This is a genomic window from Saonia flava (assembly GCF_011927795.1).
GTDB lineage: Bacteria > Bacteroidota > Bacteroidia > Flavobacteriales > Flavobacteriaceae > Saonia > Saonia flava.
The window spans coordinates 1,551,062-1,570,666 of the sequence record NZ_JAATJJ010000001.1 but is presented as its reverse complement, the minus strand read 5'-3'; the positions used below and the strand labels follow the sequence as shown (position 1 = coordinate 1,570,666).

General features: G+C 36.0%; 19 protein-coding genes. 14 read left to right on the top strand and 5 right to left on the bottom strand.

Features of this window, described 5'->3' with window-relative positions; translation table 11 throughout:
- Positions 1-21 precede the first annotated feature (21 nt).
- From GGR42_RS06955 to tsaB, 8 genes are all read left to right on the top strand, one after another.
- The gene (locus tag GGR42_RS06955; RefSeq protein ID WP_167962232.1) at positions 22-1,281 is read left to right on the top strand and encodes an ABC transporter permease; all 1,260 of its coding nucleotides are present in this window, start codon (positions 22-24) and stop codon (positions 1,279-1,281) included.
- A 43-nt stretch (positions 1,282-1,324) separates the two neighbouring features.
- Complete coding sequence (locus tag GGR42_RS06950) at positions 1,325-2,437, top strand: efflux RND transporter periplasmic adaptor subunit (protein WP_167962230.1); 1,113 nt, start codon at positions 1,325-1,327, stop codon at positions 2,435-2,437.
- Between the two features lie 97 nt (positions 2,438-2,534).
- Positions 2,535-3,236, top strand: a complete 702-nt coding sequence (locus GGR42_RS06945; RefSeq protein ID WP_167962228.1) for an ABC transporter ATP-binding protein — start codon at positions 2,535-2,537, stop codon at positions 3,234-3,236.
- On the top strand, positions 3,229-4,458 hold the full coding sequence (locus GGR42_RS06940; protein ID WP_167962226.1) for an ABC transporter permease: 1,230 nt from the start codon (positions 3,229-3,231) through the stop codon (positions 4,456-4,458). The genes GGR42_RS06945 and GGR42_RS06940 overlap by 8 nt, the downstream gene beginning before the upstream one ends.
- A gap of 1 nt (position 4,459) precedes the next feature.
- A complete protein-coding gene (locus GGR42_RS06935) occupies positions 4,460-5,716 on the top strand; it encodes an ABC transporter permease (RefSeq protein WP_167962224.1) in 1,257 nt (418 codons plus the stop codon).
- A 31-nt stretch (positions 5,717-5,747) separates the two neighbouring features.
- Complete coding sequence (locus GGR42_RS06930; RefSeq protein ID WP_167962222.1) at positions 5,748-6,872, top strand: efflux RND transporter periplasmic adaptor subunit; 1,125 nt, start codon at positions 5,748-5,750, stop codon at positions 6,870-6,872.
- Positions 6,873-6,943: 71 nt separating this feature from the next.
- The gene (locus GGR42_RS06925; protein WP_167962220.1) at positions 6,944-8,284 is read left to right on the top strand and encodes a TolC family protein; all 1,341 of its coding nucleotides are present in this window, start codon (positions 6,944-6,946) and stop codon (positions 8,282-8,284) included.
- A gap of 18 nt (positions 8,285-8,302) precedes the next feature.
- The gene (tsaB, locus tag GGR42_RS06920) at positions 8,303-8,977 is read left to right on the top strand and encodes a tRNA (adenosine(37)-N6)-threonylcarbamoyltransferase complex dimerization subunit type 1 TsaB (RefSeq protein ID WP_167962218.1); all 675 of its coding nucleotides are present in this window, start codon (positions 8,303-8,305) and stop codon (positions 8,975-8,977) included.
- Between the two features lie 123 nt (positions 8,978-9,100).
- On the opposite strand, the gene GGR42_RS06915 is transcribed toward tsaB, so the two are convergent.
- The 4 genes from GGR42_RS06915 to GGR42_RS06900 all read right to left on the bottom strand — a co-directional run bounded on the left by GGR42_RS06915 (position 9,101) and on the right by GGR42_RS06900 (position 11,872).
- The gene (locus tag GGR42_RS06915) at positions 9,101-9,781 is read right to left on the bottom strand and encodes a hypothetical protein (RefSeq protein ID WP_167962216.1); all 681 of its coding nucleotides are present in this window, start codon (positions 9,779-9,781) and stop codon (positions 9,101-9,103) included.
- 63 nt (positions 9,782-9,844) lie between these two features.
- Positions 9,845-10,660, bottom strand: a complete 816-nt coding sequence (locus GGR42_RS06910) for a mechanosensitive ion channel family protein (protein ID WP_167962214.1) — start codon at positions 10,658-10,660, stop codon at positions 9,845-9,847.
- A 72-nt stretch (positions 10,661-10,732) separates the two neighbouring features.
- Entirely contained in the window at positions 10,733-10,933 is a 201-nt protein-coding gene (locus GGR42_RS06905; protein WP_167962212.1) for a dodecin family protein, read from the bottom strand.
- Positions 10,934-10,969: 36 nt separating this feature from the next.
- A complete protein-coding gene (locus GGR42_RS06900) occupies positions 10,970-11,872 on the bottom strand; it encodes a NifU family protein (RefSeq protein ID WP_167964408.1) in 903 nt (300 codons plus the stop codon).
- 117 nt (positions 11,873-11,989) lie between these two features.
- On the opposite strand from GGR42_RS06900, the gene GGR42_RS06895 reads away from it, so the two are divergent.
- On the top strand, positions 11,990-12,988 hold the full coding sequence (locus GGR42_RS06895) for a PorP/SprF family type IX secretion system membrane protein (protein WP_167962210.1): 999 nt from the start codon (positions 11,990-11,992) through the stop codon (positions 12,986-12,988).
- Positions 12,989-13,052: 64 nt separating this feature from the next.
- Here the strand turns inward: GGR42_RS06895 and GGR42_RS06890 are convergent, their stop codons facing one another.
- The gene (locus GGR42_RS06890; RefSeq protein WP_167962208.1) at positions 13,053-14,231 is read right to left on the bottom strand and encodes a vWA domain-containing protein; all 1,179 of its coding nucleotides are present in this window, start codon (positions 14,229-14,231) and stop codon (positions 13,053-13,055) included.
- 210 nt (positions 14,232-14,441) lie between these two features.
- On the opposite strand from GGR42_RS06890, the gene GGR42_RS06885 reads away from it, so the two are divergent.
- From GGR42_RS06885 to GGR42_RS06865, 5 genes are all read left to right on the top strand, one after another.
- Entirely contained in the window at positions 14,442-16,631 is a 2,190-nt protein-coding gene (locus GGR42_RS06885; RefSeq protein WP_167962206.1) for a tetratricopeptide repeat-containing sensor histidine kinase, read from the top strand.
- Complete coding sequence (locus GGR42_RS06880) at positions 16,631-17,362, top strand: LytR/AlgR family response regulator transcription factor (RefSeq protein ID WP_167962204.1); 732 nt, start codon at positions 16,631-16,633, stop codon at positions 17,360-17,362. The genes GGR42_RS06885 and GGR42_RS06880 overlap by 1 nt, the downstream gene beginning before the upstream one ends.
- 11 nt (positions 17,363-17,373) lie before the next feature.
- Positions 17,374-17,889, top strand: coding sequence for a gamma carbonic anhydrase family protein (locus GGR42_RS06875; protein ID WP_167962202.1), 516 nt, complete (start codon positions 17,374-17,376; stop codon positions 17,887-17,889).
- A gap of 49 nt (positions 17,890-17,938) precedes the next feature.
- Positions 17,939-18,826, top strand: a complete 888-nt coding sequence (fabD, locus tag GGR42_RS06870) for an ACP S-malonyltransferase (RefSeq protein ID WP_167962200.1) — start codon at positions 17,939-17,941, stop codon at positions 18,824-18,826.
- Positions 18,827-19,025: 199 nt separating this feature from the next.
- Positions 19,026-19,605: Calx-beta domain-containing protein (locus tag GGR42_RS06865; RefSeq protein WP_317169673.1), on the top strand; the 580-nt coding region annotated here is incomplete at its 3' end.

Below are 19,605 nucleotides of genomic sequence, written 5' to 3'. Positions count from 1 at the left end.
TAGATACTAAATAGGTAAAGAATGTTTAATCGAGATCGTTGGAAAGAAATTTTAGAAGTACTTACCAGTAATTGGTTTAGGACGGTACTTACTGCTTTTGGTGTGTTCTGGGGCATATCCATTCTTATCATTTTACTTTCAGCAGGAAAAGGCTTGGAAAATGGCATAAAACAAGATTTTGGGGATATAGCCACCAATACCATGTTTATGTGGACACGCAGTACTACAAAAGCGTACCAAGGTTTGCCCATGGGCAGGAGATTTAATTTTAAGACGGAAGATGTACAATCCATAAGGGATAAAGTGCCTAACCTTCGATATGTTTCCCCGCGAAATCAGTTAGGCGGCTTTAGAGGTGGAAATAATGTGGTAAGAGGCCTTAACGCTGGTGCTTACAATGTATATGGAGATTATCCGGAAATTATAAACCAGGACCCAATGACCGTTACTTCTGGTCGTTTCATAAACTATAATGATATCAATGAAAAGCGGAAAGTGGCCATAATAGGGAATGGGGTTAAAAATGACTTGTACGATAAGGATGAAGAAGTTCTAGGAACCTATATAAAAATACAAGGAGTTAATTTTTTGGTAGTTGGCACCTATAAAAAGAAAAGCAACAATGGGGATGGTGAAGAAGGCCAAAAAGAAATTTATGTTCCTTTTTCAGCTTTTTCACAGGCTTTTAATCGAGGAAACAATGTGGGATGGATGGCCATTACAGCTCATGATGGGAGTTCAATCTCCGCTTTGAAAGAAAGTATAATCAATGTAATGAAGACCAAACACAAAATTCATCCAGAAGACCAACGCGCAGTTGGGTATTTTGATTTGTATGAACAATATAATAGAGTTGAAAGTCTTTTTGGCGCTCTCAAGGCCGTGGCGTATTTAGTGGGAATCATGGTGCTGCTATCGGGTATTATAGGTGTTAGTAATATAATGCTTATTGTCATAAAGGAAAGAACTAAGGAAATTGGGATTAGGCGGGCCCTTGGGGAAGATCCATGGTCCATTAAAAAGCAAATTTTAATGGAGTCCATTTTTTTGACCATTATATCCGGTATGGCAGGAATCATTTTTGGGGCGTTGTTTATTTATGCGGTAAACGCTTTATTGGATTCTGTTGGACCTGTGGATATGTTCATGAATCCTAGTGTGAGTTTGGGCGTAGTGGTAATCGCACTTATCATATTAATAGTTTCTGGCCTTTTGGCAGGGTTCATCCCAGCGCAAAGCGCTATTAAAGTGAGACCCATAGATGCATTGAGAACGGATTAATAATAGAATCAATCAATATAGTTAGATAATAAATCAATCAAAAATGAAAAAACGAGTAACCATTATCATTTTGTTAATAATAGTATTGGCCTTTGGTGGGTCTATGTATTATTTATATCAAAAAAATTCTGAAGACCCTGTGGTCTATGAAACAGAGGAACCTGCCAAGCAGACAATCATTAAAAAAACAATGGCAACAGGGAGTATTCTTCCTTTAGAGGAAGTGCTTATTAAACCCAATATTTCTGGGGTTATAGAAGAGATTTATGTGGAAGGTGGAGATTATATAAAATCTGGGGACTTATTGGCAAAAATTAAGGTGGTTCCAAATTTGAATGCATTGAACAGTGCCAAAAATGCCATTGACGAGGCTAAAATCGCCTTGGATGACCAGATACGTAATTACGAACGACAAAAAAATCTTTTTGATAAAGGGGTAATTTCCAAAGTGGACCTAGAGCGTGCCCAAGTTGGCTATGACCAAGCAAGACAGGCTTATGGTGCGGCAAATAAAAATTATGATATTGTAAAAACGGGCACAACAAGAGGATATGGCAATGCGGCCAATACGCTAATACGTTCTACTGTAAGTGGAATGGTTTTGGAAGTTCCTGTGGAAGTAGGGAACCAAGTAATCGAAAGTAACAATTTTAATGAAGGGACTACCATTGCGGCCATTGCAGATGTGGATAAAATGATATTTGAAGGAAAGGTAGATGAATCTGAAGTTGGAAAAATAAAAGAAGAACTTCCTTTGGAAATTACGGTAGGCGCCATAGAGAATAAAGTTTTTGATGCTGTATTGGATTATATTGCCCCAAAAGGGAAAGAAGAAAATGGAGCTATTCAATTTGAAATAAAAGGAACGCTTAAAAAGCAAGATACAGTGTTTATTAGAGCTGGTCTAAGTGCAAATGCATCCATTATTTTGGCAAGGGCAGATAGTGTTTTAGCAGTAAAAGAAGCTTTGGTTCAATTTGATAAGGATACCAAAAAGCCTTTTGTGGAAATTGAAAAAGGTGAACAACAATTTGAGCGTAAGGATATAGAACTTGGTATAAGCGATGGTATTCATGTAGAGATAAAGTCTGGGATAAATTCTGGAGATAAAATAAAGGTTTGGAACGAGGTAAAACAGGATGAGTTTGCCAATTAATCATTTTAACAAAATTTTTCACGATTTCTTGTAACATTTTAACAACTTGTCAGTCCTATTAGCAGGATCAGCAAAATCAACAAAATAAAAACTAACCATGATTGAAATAAAAGATCTTCACAAATCCTATAAAATGGGAAGTAATTCCCTCCATGTATTAAAAGGAATCAATTTTTCTGTTGAAGAAGGAGAGCTGGTGGCCATTATGGGTTCATCTGGTTCGGGTAAATCTACCTTGTTGAATATTTTGGGAATGTTGGATAATTCCGATTCTGGAGAATACATATTGGATGGGGTCCCAATTAAAAATTTAAATGAAACAAAGGCAGCCCAGTATCGAAACAAATTTTTGGGTTTTGTTTTTCAATCCTTCAATTTAATAAATTACAAGAGTGCCCTTGAGAATGTGGCGCTACCACTTTATTATCAAAAAGTGGGTAGGAAAGAGCGGTTGGAGAAGTCTTTAAAATACTTGGATCAGGTTGGTTTAAAGGAATGGGCGGAACATTTGCCCAGTGAACTTTCAGGGGGACAAAAACAGCGTGTAGCCATTGCTAGGGCTATGGCAGCAGAACCTAAAGTACTACTGGCAGATGAGCCTACAGGTGCTTTAGATAGTAAAACCTCTTATGAAGTGATGGATTTAATCCAAAAAATTAACGATCAGGGAAATACCATTTTGATAGTGACCCACGAACCTGATATTGCAGATATGTGCAAACGTATTGTGCATTTAAAGGATGGTGTTATTATTGAAGATAAAAAAATTAAGCAGGTAAGAGCGGAGCAATATGTTTGATAGGGACATTTGGCAAGAAATATTTCACAGCATTAAGAACAACAAATTAAGAACGTTCTTGACAGGATTCTCTGTAGGCTGGGGTATCTTTATTTTGGTCTTATTATTAGCTTCAGTTAATGGCATGCAGAATGGGTTTACAAGACAGTTCAGTGATGACGCTACCAATTCTATTTTTATTAGGGCAGGAGTTACTTCCGTTGCTTATGGTGGTTTTGAGGCAGGTAGAAGAATTCAACTAAGAAACTCAGATATAGAATATATTAAGAGAAGCTTCCCAAAGGATATAGAATACATTAGCCCAAGAATATATAGTGGTGTTTCTGCCCGTTATAAAAGTGAAACGGGTAGTTACAACGTGCAAGCTGTTTATCCTGATCACCAAATGATAGAGAAAACATTGGTGAGTAAGGGCAGATACATCAATGAAAACGATCTACGAAATGCGTCCAAAGTTGCTGTCATTGGAAGAAAGGTAGCGGAAGACTTATTTAAAAAAGAGGATCCCGTTGGAAAATTTGTTGAATTTAATGGTTTGCCTTTTAGGGTTATAGGTGTTTTTACAGATGATGGTGATGATAACGCAGAAAGAGGTGTTTACGCTCCTTCAAGCACTTTCCAACTTATGTATGGGCAAAATGATGAAATAAATCAAATAGCCTTGACCTACAATCCCAATTATGATTTAACTGAAGCTCTTGAATTTTCTGAAAGATTGGAAAGTGTTTTTAAACGAAAATTTAAAGTAGCTCCCCAAGACCAAGGCGGTATTCGTGTTTTTAATTATGCAGAGGTTTTTGAGAACATAAGCAACTTTACGGGTGGATTGGATTTTGCAGTGATTATCGTGGGCCTTCTTATTTTATTGGCTGGTATTGTAGGTATAGGAAATATCATGGTATTTATAATAAAGGAGCGCACAAAGGAAATAGGGGTTAGGAAAGCTTTGGGAGCCGAACCTTGGCAGATTATTAAATTGGTTCTTTTTGAATCAGTTTTTATTACGGCTTTATCAGGTTTTATAGGTTTGGCTATAGCAACAGGGCTTTTGTCACTTATTGGGCCAAATATTCAGACTGATGCTTTTGCCAATCCTTCTGTTGGCATGTCCATTGTGGTTACGGCAACAGTTATTTTAGTTGTGGCAGGAGTTTTGGCTGGGTTGATACCGGCAATGAAAGCAGCAAAAGTAAGACCAATTGTAGCATTAAGCGATAAATAGTATGTGGTTATTTGATAAAGATTTATGGTCAGAAATTTTTGCCTCATTGGGCAAGAATATGTTTAGAACATTCTTGACAATGCTTGGGGTTATTATTGCCATGGTAATATTGGTGCTTTTATTGGGTGGTTCTAATGGAATGAGCAATGGTTTTAATAAGATTTTTGCTGGCACGGCATCCAATAGCCTCTTTGTATGGAGCCAGCGCACTTCTGAACCCTATAAAGGTTTTGAGAGAGGAAGAAGAATTCAGTTTAAACTTGAAGATGCCGGTATTTTAAAAGAACAAATAGAAGAAATAGAAGTCTTGGCTCCTAGGATAGAATTAGGAAGCCATAGGGGAGTGGTAACCGTATATCGTAATGGTAGAACTAGTGGTTCAGCCGTTTATGGGGATTATCCCAACATTGATGATATAATGAAAAAGAAGCTTGTAGAAGGGCGCTTTTTAAATGAGAATGATATGGCAGATTCCAAAAAGGTTTGTGTCATTGGAGAGGAGACCTACAAATTGCTTTTTGATAAAGAAGAAAATGCAATCGGAAAAGATGTTCGTATAAACGGTGTTTTTTTCAATATTGTAGGAATATATAAACCTAATCAGAATATCAATATTGATGGAGAGAATTCGGTATACATCCCATTTTCTACATTTCAAAAGGCCTTTGGTTCGGGAGATAGAATGGGCTGGATGGCCATCTCGGTTCAACCAGATACTCAAGTGACAATTGTTGAAAGTAAGATCAAACAGTTGCTAAAAAACAAATATGATATCAACCCTATTGATGAGAGGGCCATTGGCAGTTTTGACCTTTCAGAGGTATTTAATAATATTTCGGCTTTTACAGGTGTGTTAAAGGGAGTGTCATTTTTCGTAGGCATTTTAACCTTATTGGCAGGTGTGATTGCCATAAGTAATATTTTGTTGATTACCGTTAAGGAGCGTACCAAAGAAATAGGGGTGAGAAGGGCTTTGGGCGCAACACCAAAAGTGGTAAAAAGACAAATAGTTTTGGAATCCATCATGATTACCGTATTTGCTGGCTTCATAGGATTTGCTATTGCCGTAGGCATTTTAGCGGCGGTGAATGGTATGATCGGTGAAGATAGTGACATACCCTTTTATAATTTAATGGTAAGCATCCCACAATTTATAATTTCGTTTGTTCTTATGGTAGGACTAAGTGTATTAATAGGATTGATTCCTGCAAACAGGGCCGTAAGAATAAAACCAATAGAAGCATTGCGAGAAGAATAACAAAAATAACTAACAATCAAAGTATAGAATAATGAATAAATATGTAAAATACGGATTAATAGGCTTGGTCGTTTTAGGAATTTTATGGGCCGTGGTCTATTTCTTAAAGAAAAACAGCACCCCTTTAGAGGTATATAAAACCGAAGAAGTTAGCAAAAGGGATATTGTTAATAAAGTCGTCGTTACAGGTAAAGTTATTCCAGAAGATGAAATTGAGATAAAACCTCAAATATCCGGTATTATAGAAAAGATTTATTTGGAGGAGGGAACACATGTAAATGCGGGTGATTTAATCGCAGTAATTAAAGTGGTTCCCAATGAACAGTCCTTGAACCAAGCAAGTGGACGGGTTAGAAATGCTGAGTTGGCATTGAACAATGCCAAAATAGAGTTTGATAGAAATAAAGCCCTTTTTGACAAAGGAGTAATTTCTAGTCAAGATTTTAACAATCTACAATTGTCATATAATCAAGCTGAGCAAGAATTGAAAAATTCAAGAGCGGATTATCAAATTATCAGAAGAGGTTCTGCTGGTGGGTCTTCTAGTGCCAACACCAATATTAGGGCTACAGTTAGCGGAACATTATTGGAAATTCCCGTGGAAGAAGGGGATCAAGTTATACAGAGCAATAATTTTAACGATGGTACCACAATTGCTACTATTGCAGATATGTCCAAAATGATTTTTGAAGGAGAAGTGGATGAAGCTGAGGTAGGGAAATTAAAAGTGGGTATGCCATTGGAAATAAGTATGGGAGCTTTGGAGGATGAGAAATTCAATGCAAAACTGAAATTTATTGCCCCTAAGGGAGTGGAGGAAGAAGGTGCCGTTCAATTTAAAATAGAAGGAGATCTCGTTGTCACAGATAGTACAAATGTACGAGCAGGATATAGTGCAAATGCGGCAATTGTTCTAGAGGAGAAAAAAGATGTACTCTCTATTAAGGAAGCTTTGTTGCAATTTGACAAAGAGACCAATAATCCATACGTAGAGGTGGAAACTGGAGAAAACAAGTTTGAAAAGAAAGAATTGGTATTAGGGGTTAGTGATGGTATTGATGTGGAGATTATATCCGGAATAGATGAGAATGCCAAAATAAAAGTGTGGAATAGATTAGAAGCCAAAAGTGAGGGCGGTGGTCCAAATGGCAATTAAAACCTATCAATATTAAATCAAAAAACGAATCAAAGAACCAAGATTAACCATTGGTTAAAAAAACGAATAACATGAAAGTAAAAATTACGGTACTACTTTTGCTCTTTTCAGTTGTGATAAGTACGGCCCAGCAAAGAAAATGGACCTTGGAAGAATGTGTAATCTATGCTGTAGATAATAACTTAACGATTGAGCAGTTTGAGTTGGATTTGGAGAATGCCCAAATAGATCAATCTGATGCATTGGGGAATTTTCTTCCCAATCTTAATGGACAAATTAGTGGATCGGCAAGTACGGGGCTTTCTTTTGACCCTACCAACAATGAGCCTGTAACTACCACGATTTTCTCGTCATCTGGGAGTTTTACATCATCAGTAACTCTTTTTGATGGACTAAGAAATATTCATCAATTGAATAGGGCAAAATTGAACGCTATTTCCAACCAATACCGATTGGATGATTTAAAGGATGATATTCGGTTAATGGTGGCCAATGCCTATTTAAACGTGCTTTCGAACAAAGAGTCTTTAAAAGTTTTTAAAGCTCAATATGCAGTTACTGAACAGGATTTGAACAAAACCAAGGAATTGGTGGAATCCGGTGTAGTGCCGCGTGGGGATTTATTAGAAATTGAGGCAACAGCTGCAAATCAGGAACAACAGATTGTGAATGGTGAAAATGCAGTGTTGATTTCAAGAATCAATTTAGCACAACTACTTCAAATAACGGACTACGATAATTTTGATATTGCGGATGAGGTATTCAACATTCCTCCTTCAGATATTTTGGACAATTCGGCAAAAGTGATTTTTGATAAGGCATTGACTTTTAGAAATGATATAAAATTATCTCAGTCACAAGTTGAATTAGCTTTAAAGGACCTTGAAATAACAAAAGGGGCTTTATATCCTACTTTGGGAGCATTTTTTAATTATAACACTAGATATTCGGATCAAAATTTTGACCCAGTAACAGGTGATGTAATAGGCTTTAAAGATCAATTGTGGATTAATGACGGTATTTCTTATGGTGCCCAGTTGAATATACCAGTTTTCAATGGATTCAGTACTAGGAACAATATTAAGCGCTCCAGAATAAACGTTGAAAAGTCCAAATTGCAGTTTGAGCAGGACAAATTGGATTTGGAGACTAATATCAATCAAGCCTATGTGGATGTGAAATCTTTTTCTAAAGCCTACGAGGCTGCTGAAAAAACCTTGGAGGCAAGACGGTTGGCATACCAATATTCCAAAGAGCGTTTTGATGTGGGTCTAATGAACTCTTTTGATTTTAGTCAGGCACAGGCGAGAGTGGATAATGCTGAAGCAGAAGTGATTAGAAGTAAGTACAATTATATTTTTAGATTAAAAGTATTGGAATTCTATTTTGGACTTCCGATTGTATTGAACTAAAGTATATTTGTAGCCAATATGGCCATAGTTCTAAATTTAGAAACTGCAACTACAAATTGCTCCGTAAGTGTATCTAAGGAAGGAGAAGTTCTTTCGCTTGTAGAGTATAATAGTGCGGGTTTCTCCCACTCAGAAAAATTACATGTATTTATAGAGGAAGTCTTGGAAAAGGCTTCCTTGTCTTTTGAACAATTGGATGCCATTGCCGTAAGTAAAGGACCTGGTTCCTATACAGGTCTAAGAATTGGTGTTTCGGCTGCAAAAGGACTGTGTTTTTCTTTAGATATACCCCTATTGTCCATTCCTACTTTGGAAAGTATGGCTTATCAAGCCAAGTGGGACGGAGAGGGAGTTATTATTCCCGTTTTGGATGCCAGGAGAATGGAAGTTTATTCTCAGGTTTTCAATTCTAATTATGAAGAAATTAGGGAAACCAAAGCGGAAATTATCGATGAATTTTCATTTAAGGAATTTGTTGAAAAAGGAAAAGTCCTTCTGATCGGCAGTGGAGCAGAAAAATGTAGGGAAATATTAAAACATCCAAATTTTAGTTTTGATGGTTCCATTGTTCCATCCGCTAAGGAAATGGCTAAACTATCCCATGACAAAATAAAAGTAGGAAACTTTGAAAATGTTGCCTACTTTGAACCTTATTACCTTAAAGATTTTATTTTACAAAAAAAGAAGACCTAACAAGTTTATAGTGGGGTATTTTATATTTACGTGCCAATAGGTTTTTTAAAAGGTTGTAAAAGTCCTTAAAACAAGATTTTATCGCTCAGGTGTTTTTGAAATTTGATTCAGACAATTAATAATCTACTCCAAAGAGTCATAATATTGCAATAGTGTTATGACTTCTTCCTCTGTTTTTAATTTTAGTTTATTTTTTTTGATGTAATTTCTTAGTTCTGTAAACTTATTCTCAATAACAAATGGAACATCTCTTTTGTTTAGTTCAACTTCTTTCGCGGGCTTGTTTTCTCTTTTTATGTAGTAGACAAATTCATCGATAAACTTTGGGGGCGAAAATGACTCATATCCATGTGCTGGACGTTTATACTCACTTACTTTTTTAATATCCCTTATAAATAAGATGGTTTTACCATGGTTTAATGGAGTGCAATATCCAAATTTTACTTTACCTCTATATAAATAGTCAATATATTGATAAGTTTTCCCATCTAATACAATATCAATTTTGGAATTTTTTTCCAAATAAACTTGCTTGCCAGTATTGTCTAAAAGCTCAAAATGATCTCTATAAATATTGTAGCGCATTAAGGATTCTGTTTCTGTTTTGCCGTTCAATATAACTTTTCCCATTTTAAATATTTTATTTAAATATGGACTTCCCTGAACAATATATTCATAAACAGGTGTAATACCCATTGATTGTTGGTTGTTTAAATTATAGCCAATCTTAACAACATCATCATGGCCTTGACTGTATATATTTAGGGCAGTGAATAAAAAGAAGATAAATGAAACATGTTTCATAAGTGGTTGATATGTTGTTAGATATGCAAAATACAAACTTTTATACAACCACAAAAATTGTGCCTAAGAATGAATAACCCTTTGTGGAAAAGGAATTTCTATACCTGCATCATCAAAGCGGTACTTTAATTCTTCCATTACATGGAAGTGTGCCGCCCAAAACACATCATTTTTTGCCCAAAAACGTAAGGTTAAGTTTACTGAGCTTTCTCCTAACTCAGCTACATATACTTCAGGAGCAGGTTCCGTGAGAATGATTTCATTGTCGTCACATATTTTAAGAAGAATGTCCTTTGCAGTTTTTATATTGGAGCCATATCCAATACCAACATTAATTTTATCCCTTCTTATGTTTTCTGCATCATAATTAATAATATTATTGTTGGATAATTGACCATTGGGAACAATGGCCACTTGATTGCCAAAGGTGTTGAGCTTGGTGGTGAATATGGATATTTCTTTAACGGTACCATCAACTCCTTGAGCAGATATAAAATCCCCTACCTTAAAAGGCTTAAAAATAAGAATGAGCACACCACCAGCAAAATTTGCCAAAGATCCTTGCAATGCCAGGCCAATGGCCAATCCAGCCGCACCCACCATGGCTACCAAGGAGGAAGATTTAACCCCCAATTGTGTAATGACCAAAACAAAAAGAACAACTTTCAACGAGATTTTAATAAAACTCTGAGCAAAGGACTCCAAGGTTTCATCATAATCTTTTATTTTAAAAAACTTACGGACCATGCGGTTAATAAATTTAATAACCCAAAGACCAACAACAAGAATAATAATGGCAATGATTAGATTTGGCATAAACTCCCATATCCAACTCATTATTTTTTCTATTATTTTTTCGTAACTGGTAAGCTCTTCCATTTTGTTTATTTAATATGCAAACATAAAAAAAGCGCCCAAAAAGGACGCTTTTTCAATCTTATTTTTGGGTTTTTATTTTACCTCAAAGGTGATTTTAACGTTTACCCTAAAATCGGTGATTTCTCCATCATCTACACTAGCACTTTGATCCTGAACATAAACGGATTTAATATGCTTTACAGATTTTGCTGCATGCGCAACTGCTTTTTTTGTTGCATCTTCCCAACTTTGTTCGGAGTTTGCCAATACTTCAATAACTTTTAAAACTGCCATAATTAGTGTTTTTTAATTTTTTTCAAGGTAGGAAAATCAACCATTTAAAGCAACAACTTCCCTTACTTTATCACCCATCATGTTCTTGAGCATATTCTCTATTCCATTTTTTAAGGTAAAAGTAGAAGACGGGCAGCCACTACATGCTCCTTGTAAAATTACCTTTACAGTTTTGCTTTCCTCTTCATAGGATTCAAACATAATATTGCCCCCATCACTTGCTACTGCAGGTTTTACATATTCTTCTAAAATAGCAACAATTTCTTTGGATGTATCATCCAAATTAACGTTGTTTATTTTGTTGGCGGGGGCCTCAGTCTTGGCCTGTAAAATACTATCGGCCGAGACAACTTCTTTGCCATCTGACAAAAAATTCCTTATTAATTCCCTAAGTTCAAATGTAATTTCATTCCAGTCTGCAACATCATATTTGCTAATGGAAACATAATTTTCATCAAAAAAAACCTCTTTAACAAAGGGAAGAAGAAATAATTCTTTCGCTAAATCAGAATTCTTGGCCTCATCAATATTTTTAAATTCAAAAGTGGAAGGGACAATTTTTTTATTGGCCACAAATTTCATCACAGCTGGATTGGGAGTAACTTCGGCATAAATTGTAATGGCCACTTTTTTAGGGGTGTCATTTTCTAGAACTATAGGATTTCCAGAATTTAAATACTCAACCAACTGTTGCGCCACTTCATCTTTAACATCTTCCCATTCCACAATATCAAAGCGTTCCAAGGCAATAAAATTACCAGATATATAAACAGTTTTAATGAAAGGAAGATAAAATAACTGCTGGGCCAAAGGAGAATTTTTGGCCTCATCAATATTTTTAAATTCGTAATTATTGCTTTTGCTAATAATTTGATTGGCCTCAAACTTTAATATGCTGGGTTTATTGGTCTCAACAACTGTGATAGAATAATCTTTCATCATTTTAATTTTGAACAAAAATACAACGATTTTCCATGTTAAACCACATATAATAATGTTGGCTTTAGTCCGTTATACTATATATTTGAACCACATAGCAACCATACCCTGCCCTCAATGAAACATTTTATATTCATTTTAATTTCTTTCTTGACCTTTTCTTTTTCAAGCATGGCTCAGGAAGGAATCCCGATATATTTTGATTATTTGTCGGACAATTATTATTTGGTACACCCGTCCATGGCCGGTATTGGAGAAGGTGGAAAAATAAGGTTAACAGCAAGAAAACAGTGGTTTAGTGTGGATGAAGCGCCAAACTTGCAGACTATTAACGGCCATTTTAGGCTGGGAGATGGTCCAAGTGGAGTAGGCGCCATTATCTTTAATGATGCCAATGGTTATCACTCCCAAACTGGGTTAAAATTGACCTATGCACATCATCTTAGATTTTCCAGAGATGTTAGAAACCTAAATCAATTATCTTTTGGATTGAGTATAGGCACAATTTTAAGTAGTTTGGATGAAACTGAATTTAGATCTGTTATTCCTGATCCGGTTGTTACTGGAATAAAAAATACAGTTGCCTATTTTAATATGGATTTAGGAATGTCCTATAATTTTATGGAATTCTATGCCCACGCCACTGTACTTAACTTACTTGGTAGTGGACGTGATTTGTATACGGCAATTGAATTTGATAACCTAAGAAGATATCTGCTTTCTGCTGGCTATGTTTTTGGTAGAAATGAATGGCAAGTAGAACCTTCCATTCTGTTTCAATTGACCGATTTCACCAAGGAAAAAACAGTGGATATCAATGCAAAAGTGTATAGGGATGTTAGCTTTGGAAAAGTTTGGGGAGGACTCTCTTATCGTAGAAGTTTTGATGGTGCCCAATTCCAGACCAATGGAACTTTTGGGGAACAACGCTTGCAGTTGTTTACACCCATAATTGGTGTCAATGTAAACAAGTTCATGTTTTCTTATAATTACTCGTACCAATCGGGAGATATTCGTTTGGACAATGGTGGTTTTCACCAAATTACTTTAGGATATGACTTTGGTCAGGTTACGCAGGATAAGTATGACTGTAACTGCCCTGCTGTAAATTATTAGAATGTACTAAAAAGGCCATCAATTTCTTGATGACCCTTTTCCCAACATCCAAACAAACTAAAATTTATTCCCAAACATAATTTTTCTTTGCTGCTTGTTTCATAATTGCATTTAACATCGCATTTTCCAATTCACCTTTTGCATCTTCTTTTTGATTTTTCAGGATAAAGGCTTCACGCTTTGTGTTTAATTCTTGGATTTCTTCCTGAATTTTTGAGCGTTCCCTTTTTTTCTCTTGAACGTAGGTTGCTATTTCAGATTCCGATTTCCCTTTCAGTTCTGATGGAAGTTCATCATCTTTTAGTTTTGATAAATCAACTTCTTTGTCATCAACGGCATCCACCAAATCCCAAGAAGAATTGTTGTACATTCTGGAGCTTTTGCTTACGGCTCTTTTAACGGCAACGGCTTCCTCCATTACATAGGCATTTTCATCTTGTTCTGCTTGCATGGACATTTTGGCGGCTCCCGCTGCGCCATAAGAAATGTAAGTTCTATTCAACCTTCCATTTAATTTAATGATAACATTATCATAAGGGGTTGCTATATGTACAACCTTTCTATTGTGGTCAATTGCCATATATTCACCACCCGTTATTGTTGCACCATTTTTCCAATCGGTATTGATGCCTTGCTCATAGTTGCCACAAAAAATGGTATTAACCACAATATCTTTTTCCTTGGCATTGGTAACAGCATCCTTGTAATTTAATTTTCCTTGGGTAAAAGGCTCGTTACCAGCGATAAAAATCATTTTAAGGTTATCGGCATTTTTGCCCCATTCCAATTGTTTTAAAGAGGTTTGTATAACTTCGCCACAATATTCTTCTCCGCCGTTGGTGGTTAAGGAGAAAAGTTTTTCTGAGATTTCGTCCAAGTCACTGCTAAAGTTCAACACTTGTTGAATGTAGCCTTCTCTTGAGGAAAGACCATCATTTCCATATTGGTACAGGGCAATTTCAAGATTGGGCCTTTCATCATTTCCACATTTTGCATGGGTAAACTTGTTTACAATGTCCCATAATTGTGCCTTGGCTTGGTTTATAAGTCCGTCCATACTATTGCTTGTATCCAATAAAAGAGCAATTTTAACCGTGTTGTTGGACGCCTTTTCTTTAGGAGCAACAGCTTGGACCAAAATTGGATTTTTTACACCTTTTTTTGTTCTTAGCTCACAACCATATATGGTGCTTATGGACAAACACATGATTCCAATTCCTATTATGTTTTTTAATGCTTTCATTTTTTAATTGATTTTAAATTATGGGATAAAAGTATTTTCAAAATAGTTCTAAAAAAATGAAGAATGAGGGAACCAGCCTTTTGAATGAGTAAAAACATCCCATGATTGCTTAAAGGGGTAAAAAGAGAGATTTTTAAATGCTTTATACTGTTTTTGTCATTTTTTAATATGGGTTAAATCACCTAAGTTTATCCTATCTAATAGTAATAAATGCAAAAAGCAGCGTACATATTTACATTGTTTTTATTGACTTTTTCTCTAGCTATTGCTCAAAACTTTCAAAATAAAACAGTGTTTGAAATTAAGGGCTCTGTAAAAGGAAAGGAAAATATGGAGCCTATTTCTGGTGTTGAAGTGTCAACCAGTTCTGGAAATTATACAGTAACAGATGGTTTGGGTGAATTTAGGATAAAGGCATCTGTGGGAGATGAGCTTGTAATTCGAGGGGCTGAGCTGGAAACGGTTTATTATAGAATTAAGAGTGATGAAGATGTGACTATTTTGGTAGAAGGCTATCAGAGCAATGCATCTTCTAGCAAACTCAATAAAAATGCAATATCACACCAAACTTATTTGGATTCTGCCAATTTTTATAAGAAAAATGATATAGGAAAAAGTATTGATTTCATTACGCAGTCCATATCTTCATTGGGGAAAAGAGCTAACAAAAAACAGTTGGCAGAGGCTCTTACCATGTTGGGTGAAGTCTACCAATACCATAAGCAATACGATCTAGCAATTTCAAACTACAAGGATGCCTTGGATGCTCAAAAAACAATAAAAACAACCTTGTTGCTTGGCAATGTGTATTTATTGAACCAAGAGTATACTAATGCGGAATCCATCTTTCTTCCATTGGAAAATGTTAAGGGAATGGTGCCCTTCCAAAGAGTGCAATTGTATGAAGGATTGGGGGATTCATATAAAAATTTAGGAGAAATAAATAAGGCAGTTACTTTTTATAATGAAGGCCTAACTATTGCCAAAAAGAATCAAATAGAACCTAAAGTAGTGGACCTAAATTCCAAAATTGCCGATGCCTATGCAAGTGCAAATCGTAAAGTTGAGGCAGAAGGATATTATAATCAATCTTTGGATTTGGCAAAAAAAGAAGCCCCTCAACGCTCGGTAAGAGAAAAGGAGAAGGTGGCAGATTTTTACAATAGTACTAATCAATATAGTAATGAAATAGAACTCAGGAAGGAGAATTTACAGGAATTGCAGCTGCTTTCCGCCCCAGTTGCAAAAATGGATGGGATTGGCATTAGTCCAGACTCCATAACAACTCAACGTATTAATTATAAGATTGCCAACGCCTATATTTCACAAAATCAATTTGATGAAGCTATTCCTTTTTTGCAAAAAAGTATTGTGGAAGCGGATAGGGATGATGATTTAATTGTGCAAAAAGATGCGACAAGAAAATTGTCTGAAGTCTACAAGCAAAAAGGAGATTTTACCAAAGCATTGGAAACTTATCAAGAATACGCAGCTGTGGTAGATACGTTGTATGTTCGTAAAGAGCAAGAAATCTCACGAGCGGCCCGTTTTAATAATGAAATAGCCTTAAGGCAAAGCAGAATTGATGGATTAGAGCAAGAACGGGAACTTTCGCAGAGCAAATATGATTTGGCGCTTACCTCACAGCAGTTGACCCAAGAAAGGTATAAAAGGCAGAATTGGATTATTTATTCTTTGATTTTGGGATTAATTTTGTTAGGACTCTCCACCTTCTTTTTCTATAGAAGCAATAATCAGCAAAAATTGGCAAACAATTTATTAGCGTTAAAATCCCTACGCTCCCAAATGAACCCACATTTTATTTTCAATGCACTTAATTCTGTGAATAATTACATTTCCAAAAGTGATGAACGGAGTGCCAATAGGTATTTAAGTGACTTTTCAACTTTGATGCGTTCCGTATTGGAGAATTCCGAAGAGGATTTTATCCTTCTTTCAAAAGAACTGGAGCTGTTGGAACTTTATGTAAAACTGGAGCATTCCCGCTTTCCTGATAAATTTGATTATGAAATAAATTTGGATGATCATATAGATGTAGATGCCTTTCAAATCCCTCCTATGCTTTTGCAGCCCTATATAGAAAATGCTATTTGGCATGGTTTACGCTATAAAGAAGAAAAGGGTTTTCTAAGTATCAATTTAAATCAAAAAAGCGATGAAATCATTGAAATTGCGATTGCTGATAATGGGATTGGAAGGAAAAAATCAGCAGAGTTAAAAACATCAAATCAAAAGAAACAGAAATCCAAAGGGATGGGAAATATCAAAAAAAGGATAGCTATTTTGAACGATATGTACAAGGACAAGGTGGATGTTTTTATAACAAACTTAAATGATGAAGAAGGAACTAAAGTAATATTGACTTTAAAGAAAGATTAATGAAATTAAATGCAATTATAGTAGAGGATGAGGCAAATAGCCGGGAAATTCTAAGAAATTATCTGGCAAAATATTGCACTGATGTTAATTTGTTAGGGGAGGCCGCTACCATAAAAGAAGGGGTTTCTTTAATTGAGGGAACCCAGCCAGATTTAGTTTTTTTAGATGTTGAAATGCCTTTTGGCAATGCTTTTGACCTTTTGGATAAAGTGCCCAACCGAACTTTTGAAACTGTTTTTGTAACGGCCTATAATCAATATGCCATGGATGCTCTTAATAACCATGCGGCCTATTATTTAATGAAACCCATTAATATTGATGAATTGATCAAAGCAGTAGACTATGTGTCGCAGATTAAAGAAAGGGAGGATGCTTTGGAAGGACAAATTTTAAAACCTAAGCTTAATAGGGTCGATGGTAAAATTACTTTACCACAGCAAGATGGGTTTCAGGTCTTAAATGTTTCTGATATTTTCTATTGTAAGGCTGATGATAATTACACAGAAATCCATTTGGAGAACAAAAAAATATTGGTGAGCAAAACCTTAAAATATTTTGAAGATGCCTTAACTGAATTTTCATTTGCCCGTATTCACAAATCCTATTTGGTGAACGTAAACGAAGTGGTAAAATATAAAAAAGGAAAGGGAGGCAGTGTGGTTGTATCCAATGGAAAGGAATTATTGGTCTCGGCTTCCAAAAAGAAAGAATTATTGGCGTATTTTGAATAAAGACCAGCAATATGATAATAAGAACCATTAACGGAAAGGCCCCTCAAATTGGGGAAGATTGTTTTGTTGCCGAAAATGCTACCATTGTAGGAGAAGTGACAATGGGGGACCAATGTAGTGTATGGTTCAATGCCGTATTAAGGGGTGATGTCCATTTTATAAAAATGGGCAACAAAGTAAATGTGCAGGATGGCGCCGTAATACACTGTACCTATCTAAAATCTCCAACCACCATTGGTAACAATGTTTCTATAGGTCATAATGCTATAGTCCATGGTTGTACTATTCATGACAACGTCCTTGTGGGTATGGGTAGTATTATCATGGATGACTGCGTAGTGGAAAGTAACAGTATCATTGCAGCCGGTGCCGTGCTTACAAAAGGAACCCATGTGCCTTCAGGGACTGTTTTTGCGGGTATGCCCGCAAAGAAAATTAAAGATATTAGTCCAGAGTTGAGTGCGGGTGAGATAGATAGAATTGCAAATAATTATGTAAAGTATTCCAGTTGGTTTAAAGAAGATTAGGATTCAAAGTCCTATTATTGCTATTTTTGCCAATCAAAATCATTAAAGAATGAACGCATATATTTTTCCTGGTCAAGGAGCACAATTTGTTGGAATGGGGTTGGATTTGTATGAAAAATTCCCTTTGGCACAAGAACTTTTTGAGCGGGCCAACGAAATTCTTGGTTTTTCCATTACAGATATTATGTTTGAGGGAACACCGGAGGATTTAAAACAGACCAAAGTTACACAACCAGCTATATTTTTACATTCTGTAATCATGAGTAAGGTGATGGGCGAAAGTTTTAAACCAGATATGGTTGCAGGTCATTCTTTGGGAGAGTTTTCGGCCTTGGTTGCAAACGGCACCCTTAATTTTGAAGATGGTTTAAAATTGGTTTCACAAAGAGCTTTGGCCATGCAAAAAGCGTGCGAGTTACAGCCAAGTACTATGGCTGCAGTTTTAGGTCTTGAAGATGCTATTGTAGAAAAGATATGTGGAGAAACAGAAGGAGTTGTTGTAGCGGCTAACTATAATTGTCCTGGGCAATTAGTGATTTCTGGTGATGTAGAGGCAATTAATAAAGCATGTGAAAGTATGAAAGAAGCTGGAGCACGTAGGGCATTGGTTTTACCTGTTGGTGGAGCTTTTCATTCTCCTTTAATGGAACCAGCCAGGGAAGAATTGGCTACTGCCATTGAAAACACACATTTTAATGAGCCTTTGTGTCCAATCTACCAAAATGTTTCAACGGTTGCGGTCAGTGACTCCAACACCATAAAAAGCAACTTGATATCTCAATTGACAGCGCCCGTGAAATGGACGCAAAGTGTACAGCAAATGATCAAGGATGGTGCCACCTTGTTTACGGAGGTAGGTCCAGGCAAGGTTTTACAGGGATTGGTAAAGAAGATAGAACGTTCTGCGGAGACAACTTCACCAGTTTTCAATGATTAAGTTATATCATTAAATAGTTGATTATTACCATATAACCTAAAAAGATTTATTTAATCCTTATTATTGGTATTGGGATTTTTTTTTTCTTATTATTGGTATCCGAATTTTATTGGGAAATAGTCTAGTATAGATTGAATTTTGATAGATTCAAATCCAAAATATGGAAATAATTAACACATATATTTTCCCCAAAATTAATATGAGCACTAAATTTTTGAGAAACCTTTTCTTTCAATTAGCCTTTTTGTTTATGGGGTATGTTGGGTTTGGGCAGACAGTGTCTATAGCTGATGTATCTTTTGCTGAAGCCAACACGGTAGTAACTTTTGAGGTCACATATTCAGGGCCTTTAATTGCCCCTTTTGATGTTGATTATTTAAGTTCTAATGATACGGCAATTGCTGGTTCTGACTATGTTGCAGTTTCTGGAACTCTTAATTTTACAGGTAATAATCCTGAGACACAAACTTTTAATGTAAATATAGCTTCCGATTTAGAGCCAGAAATTGATGAAACATACAATATTACTTTATCTAATATTACTGGTGGAGTTGCAACCATATTAGATGGAACAGCAGTAGGAACAATTATCAATGATGATGGTGTCAGTGTAACGTTTTCCTCTGCGACGGGTTCAGATACTGAGACTTCGGGTGGCAACCTGCCGACCTTGTTCATAACGGGCACGGTCACAGCTGCAACGAGCGTTACGGTTACCGATGCATTGACCGGCAGTGCGACTGGTGGTGGCACGGACTACAGTTTTTCCAGCCCGCAGG

Coding starts and splice junctions, on each gene's coding strand:
- GGR42_RS06905 (WP_167962212.1), bottom strand. CDS start 10,933: ATGGCAGTTTTAAAAGTTATTGAAGTATTGGCAAACTCCGAACAAAGT.
- GGR42_RS06910 (WP_167962214.1), bottom strand. CDS start 10,660: ATGGAAGAGCTTACCAGTTACGAAAAAATAATAGAAAAAATAATGAGT.
- GGR42_RS06950 (WP_167962230.1), top strand. CDS start 1,325: ATGAAAAAACGAGTAACCATTATCATTTTGTTAATAATAGTATTGGCC.
- GGR42_RS06945 (WP_167962228.1), top strand. CDS start 2,535: ATGATTGAAATAAAAGATCTTCACAAATCCTATAAAATGGGAAGTAAT.
- GGR42_RS06925 (WP_167962220.1), top strand. CDS start 6,944: ATGAAAGTAAAAATTACGGTACTACTTTTGCTCTTTTCAGTTGTGATA.
- GGR42_RS06935 (WP_167962224.1), top strand. CDS start 4,460: ATGTGGTTATTTGATAAAGATTTATGGTCAGAAATTTTTGCCTCATTG.
- GGR42_RS06875 (WP_167962202.1), top strand. CDS start 17,374: ATGATAATAAGAACCATTAACGGAAAGGCCCCTCAAATTGGGGAAGAT.
- GGR42_RS06940 (WP_167962226.1), top strand. CDS start 3,229: ATGTTTGATAGGGACATTTGGCAAGAAATATTTCACAGCATTAAGAAC.
- GGR42_RS06930 (WP_167962222.1), top strand. CDS start 5,748: ATGAATAAATATGTAAAATACGGATTAATAGGCTTGGTCGTTTTAGGA.
- fabD (WP_167962200.1), top strand. CDS start 17,939: ATGAACGCATATATTTTTCCTGGTCAAGGAGCACAATTTGTTGGAATG.
- GGR42_RS06885 (WP_167962206.1), top strand. CDS start 14,442: ATGCAAAAAGCAGCGTACATATTTACATTGTTTTTATTGACTTTTTCT.
- GGR42_RS06880 (WP_167962204.1), top strand. CDS start 16,631: ATGAAATTAAATGCAATTATAGTAGAGGATGAGGCAAATAGCCGGGAA.
- GGR42_RS06890 (WP_167962208.1), bottom strand. CDS start 14,231: ATGAAAGCATTAAAAAACATAATAGGAATTGGAATCATGTGTTTGTCC.
- tsaB (WP_167962218.1), top strand. CDS start 8,303: ATGGCCATAGTTCTAAATTTAGAAACTGCAACTACAAATTGCTCCGTA.
- GGR42_RS06895 (WP_167962210.1), top strand. CDS start 11,990: ATGAAACATTTTATATTCATTTTAATTTCTTTCTTGACCTTTTCTTTT.
- GGR42_RS06900 (WP_167964408.1), bottom strand. CDS start 11,872: ATGAAAGATTATTCTATCACAGTTGTTGAGACCAATAAACCCAGCATA.
- GGR42_RS06955 (WP_167962232.1), top strand. CDS start 22: ATGTTTAATCGAGATCGTTGGAAAGAAATTTTAGAAGTACTTACCAGT.
- GGR42_RS06915 (WP_167962216.1), bottom strand. CDS start 9,781: ATGAAACATGTTTCATTTATCTTCTTTTTATTCACTGCCCTAAATATA.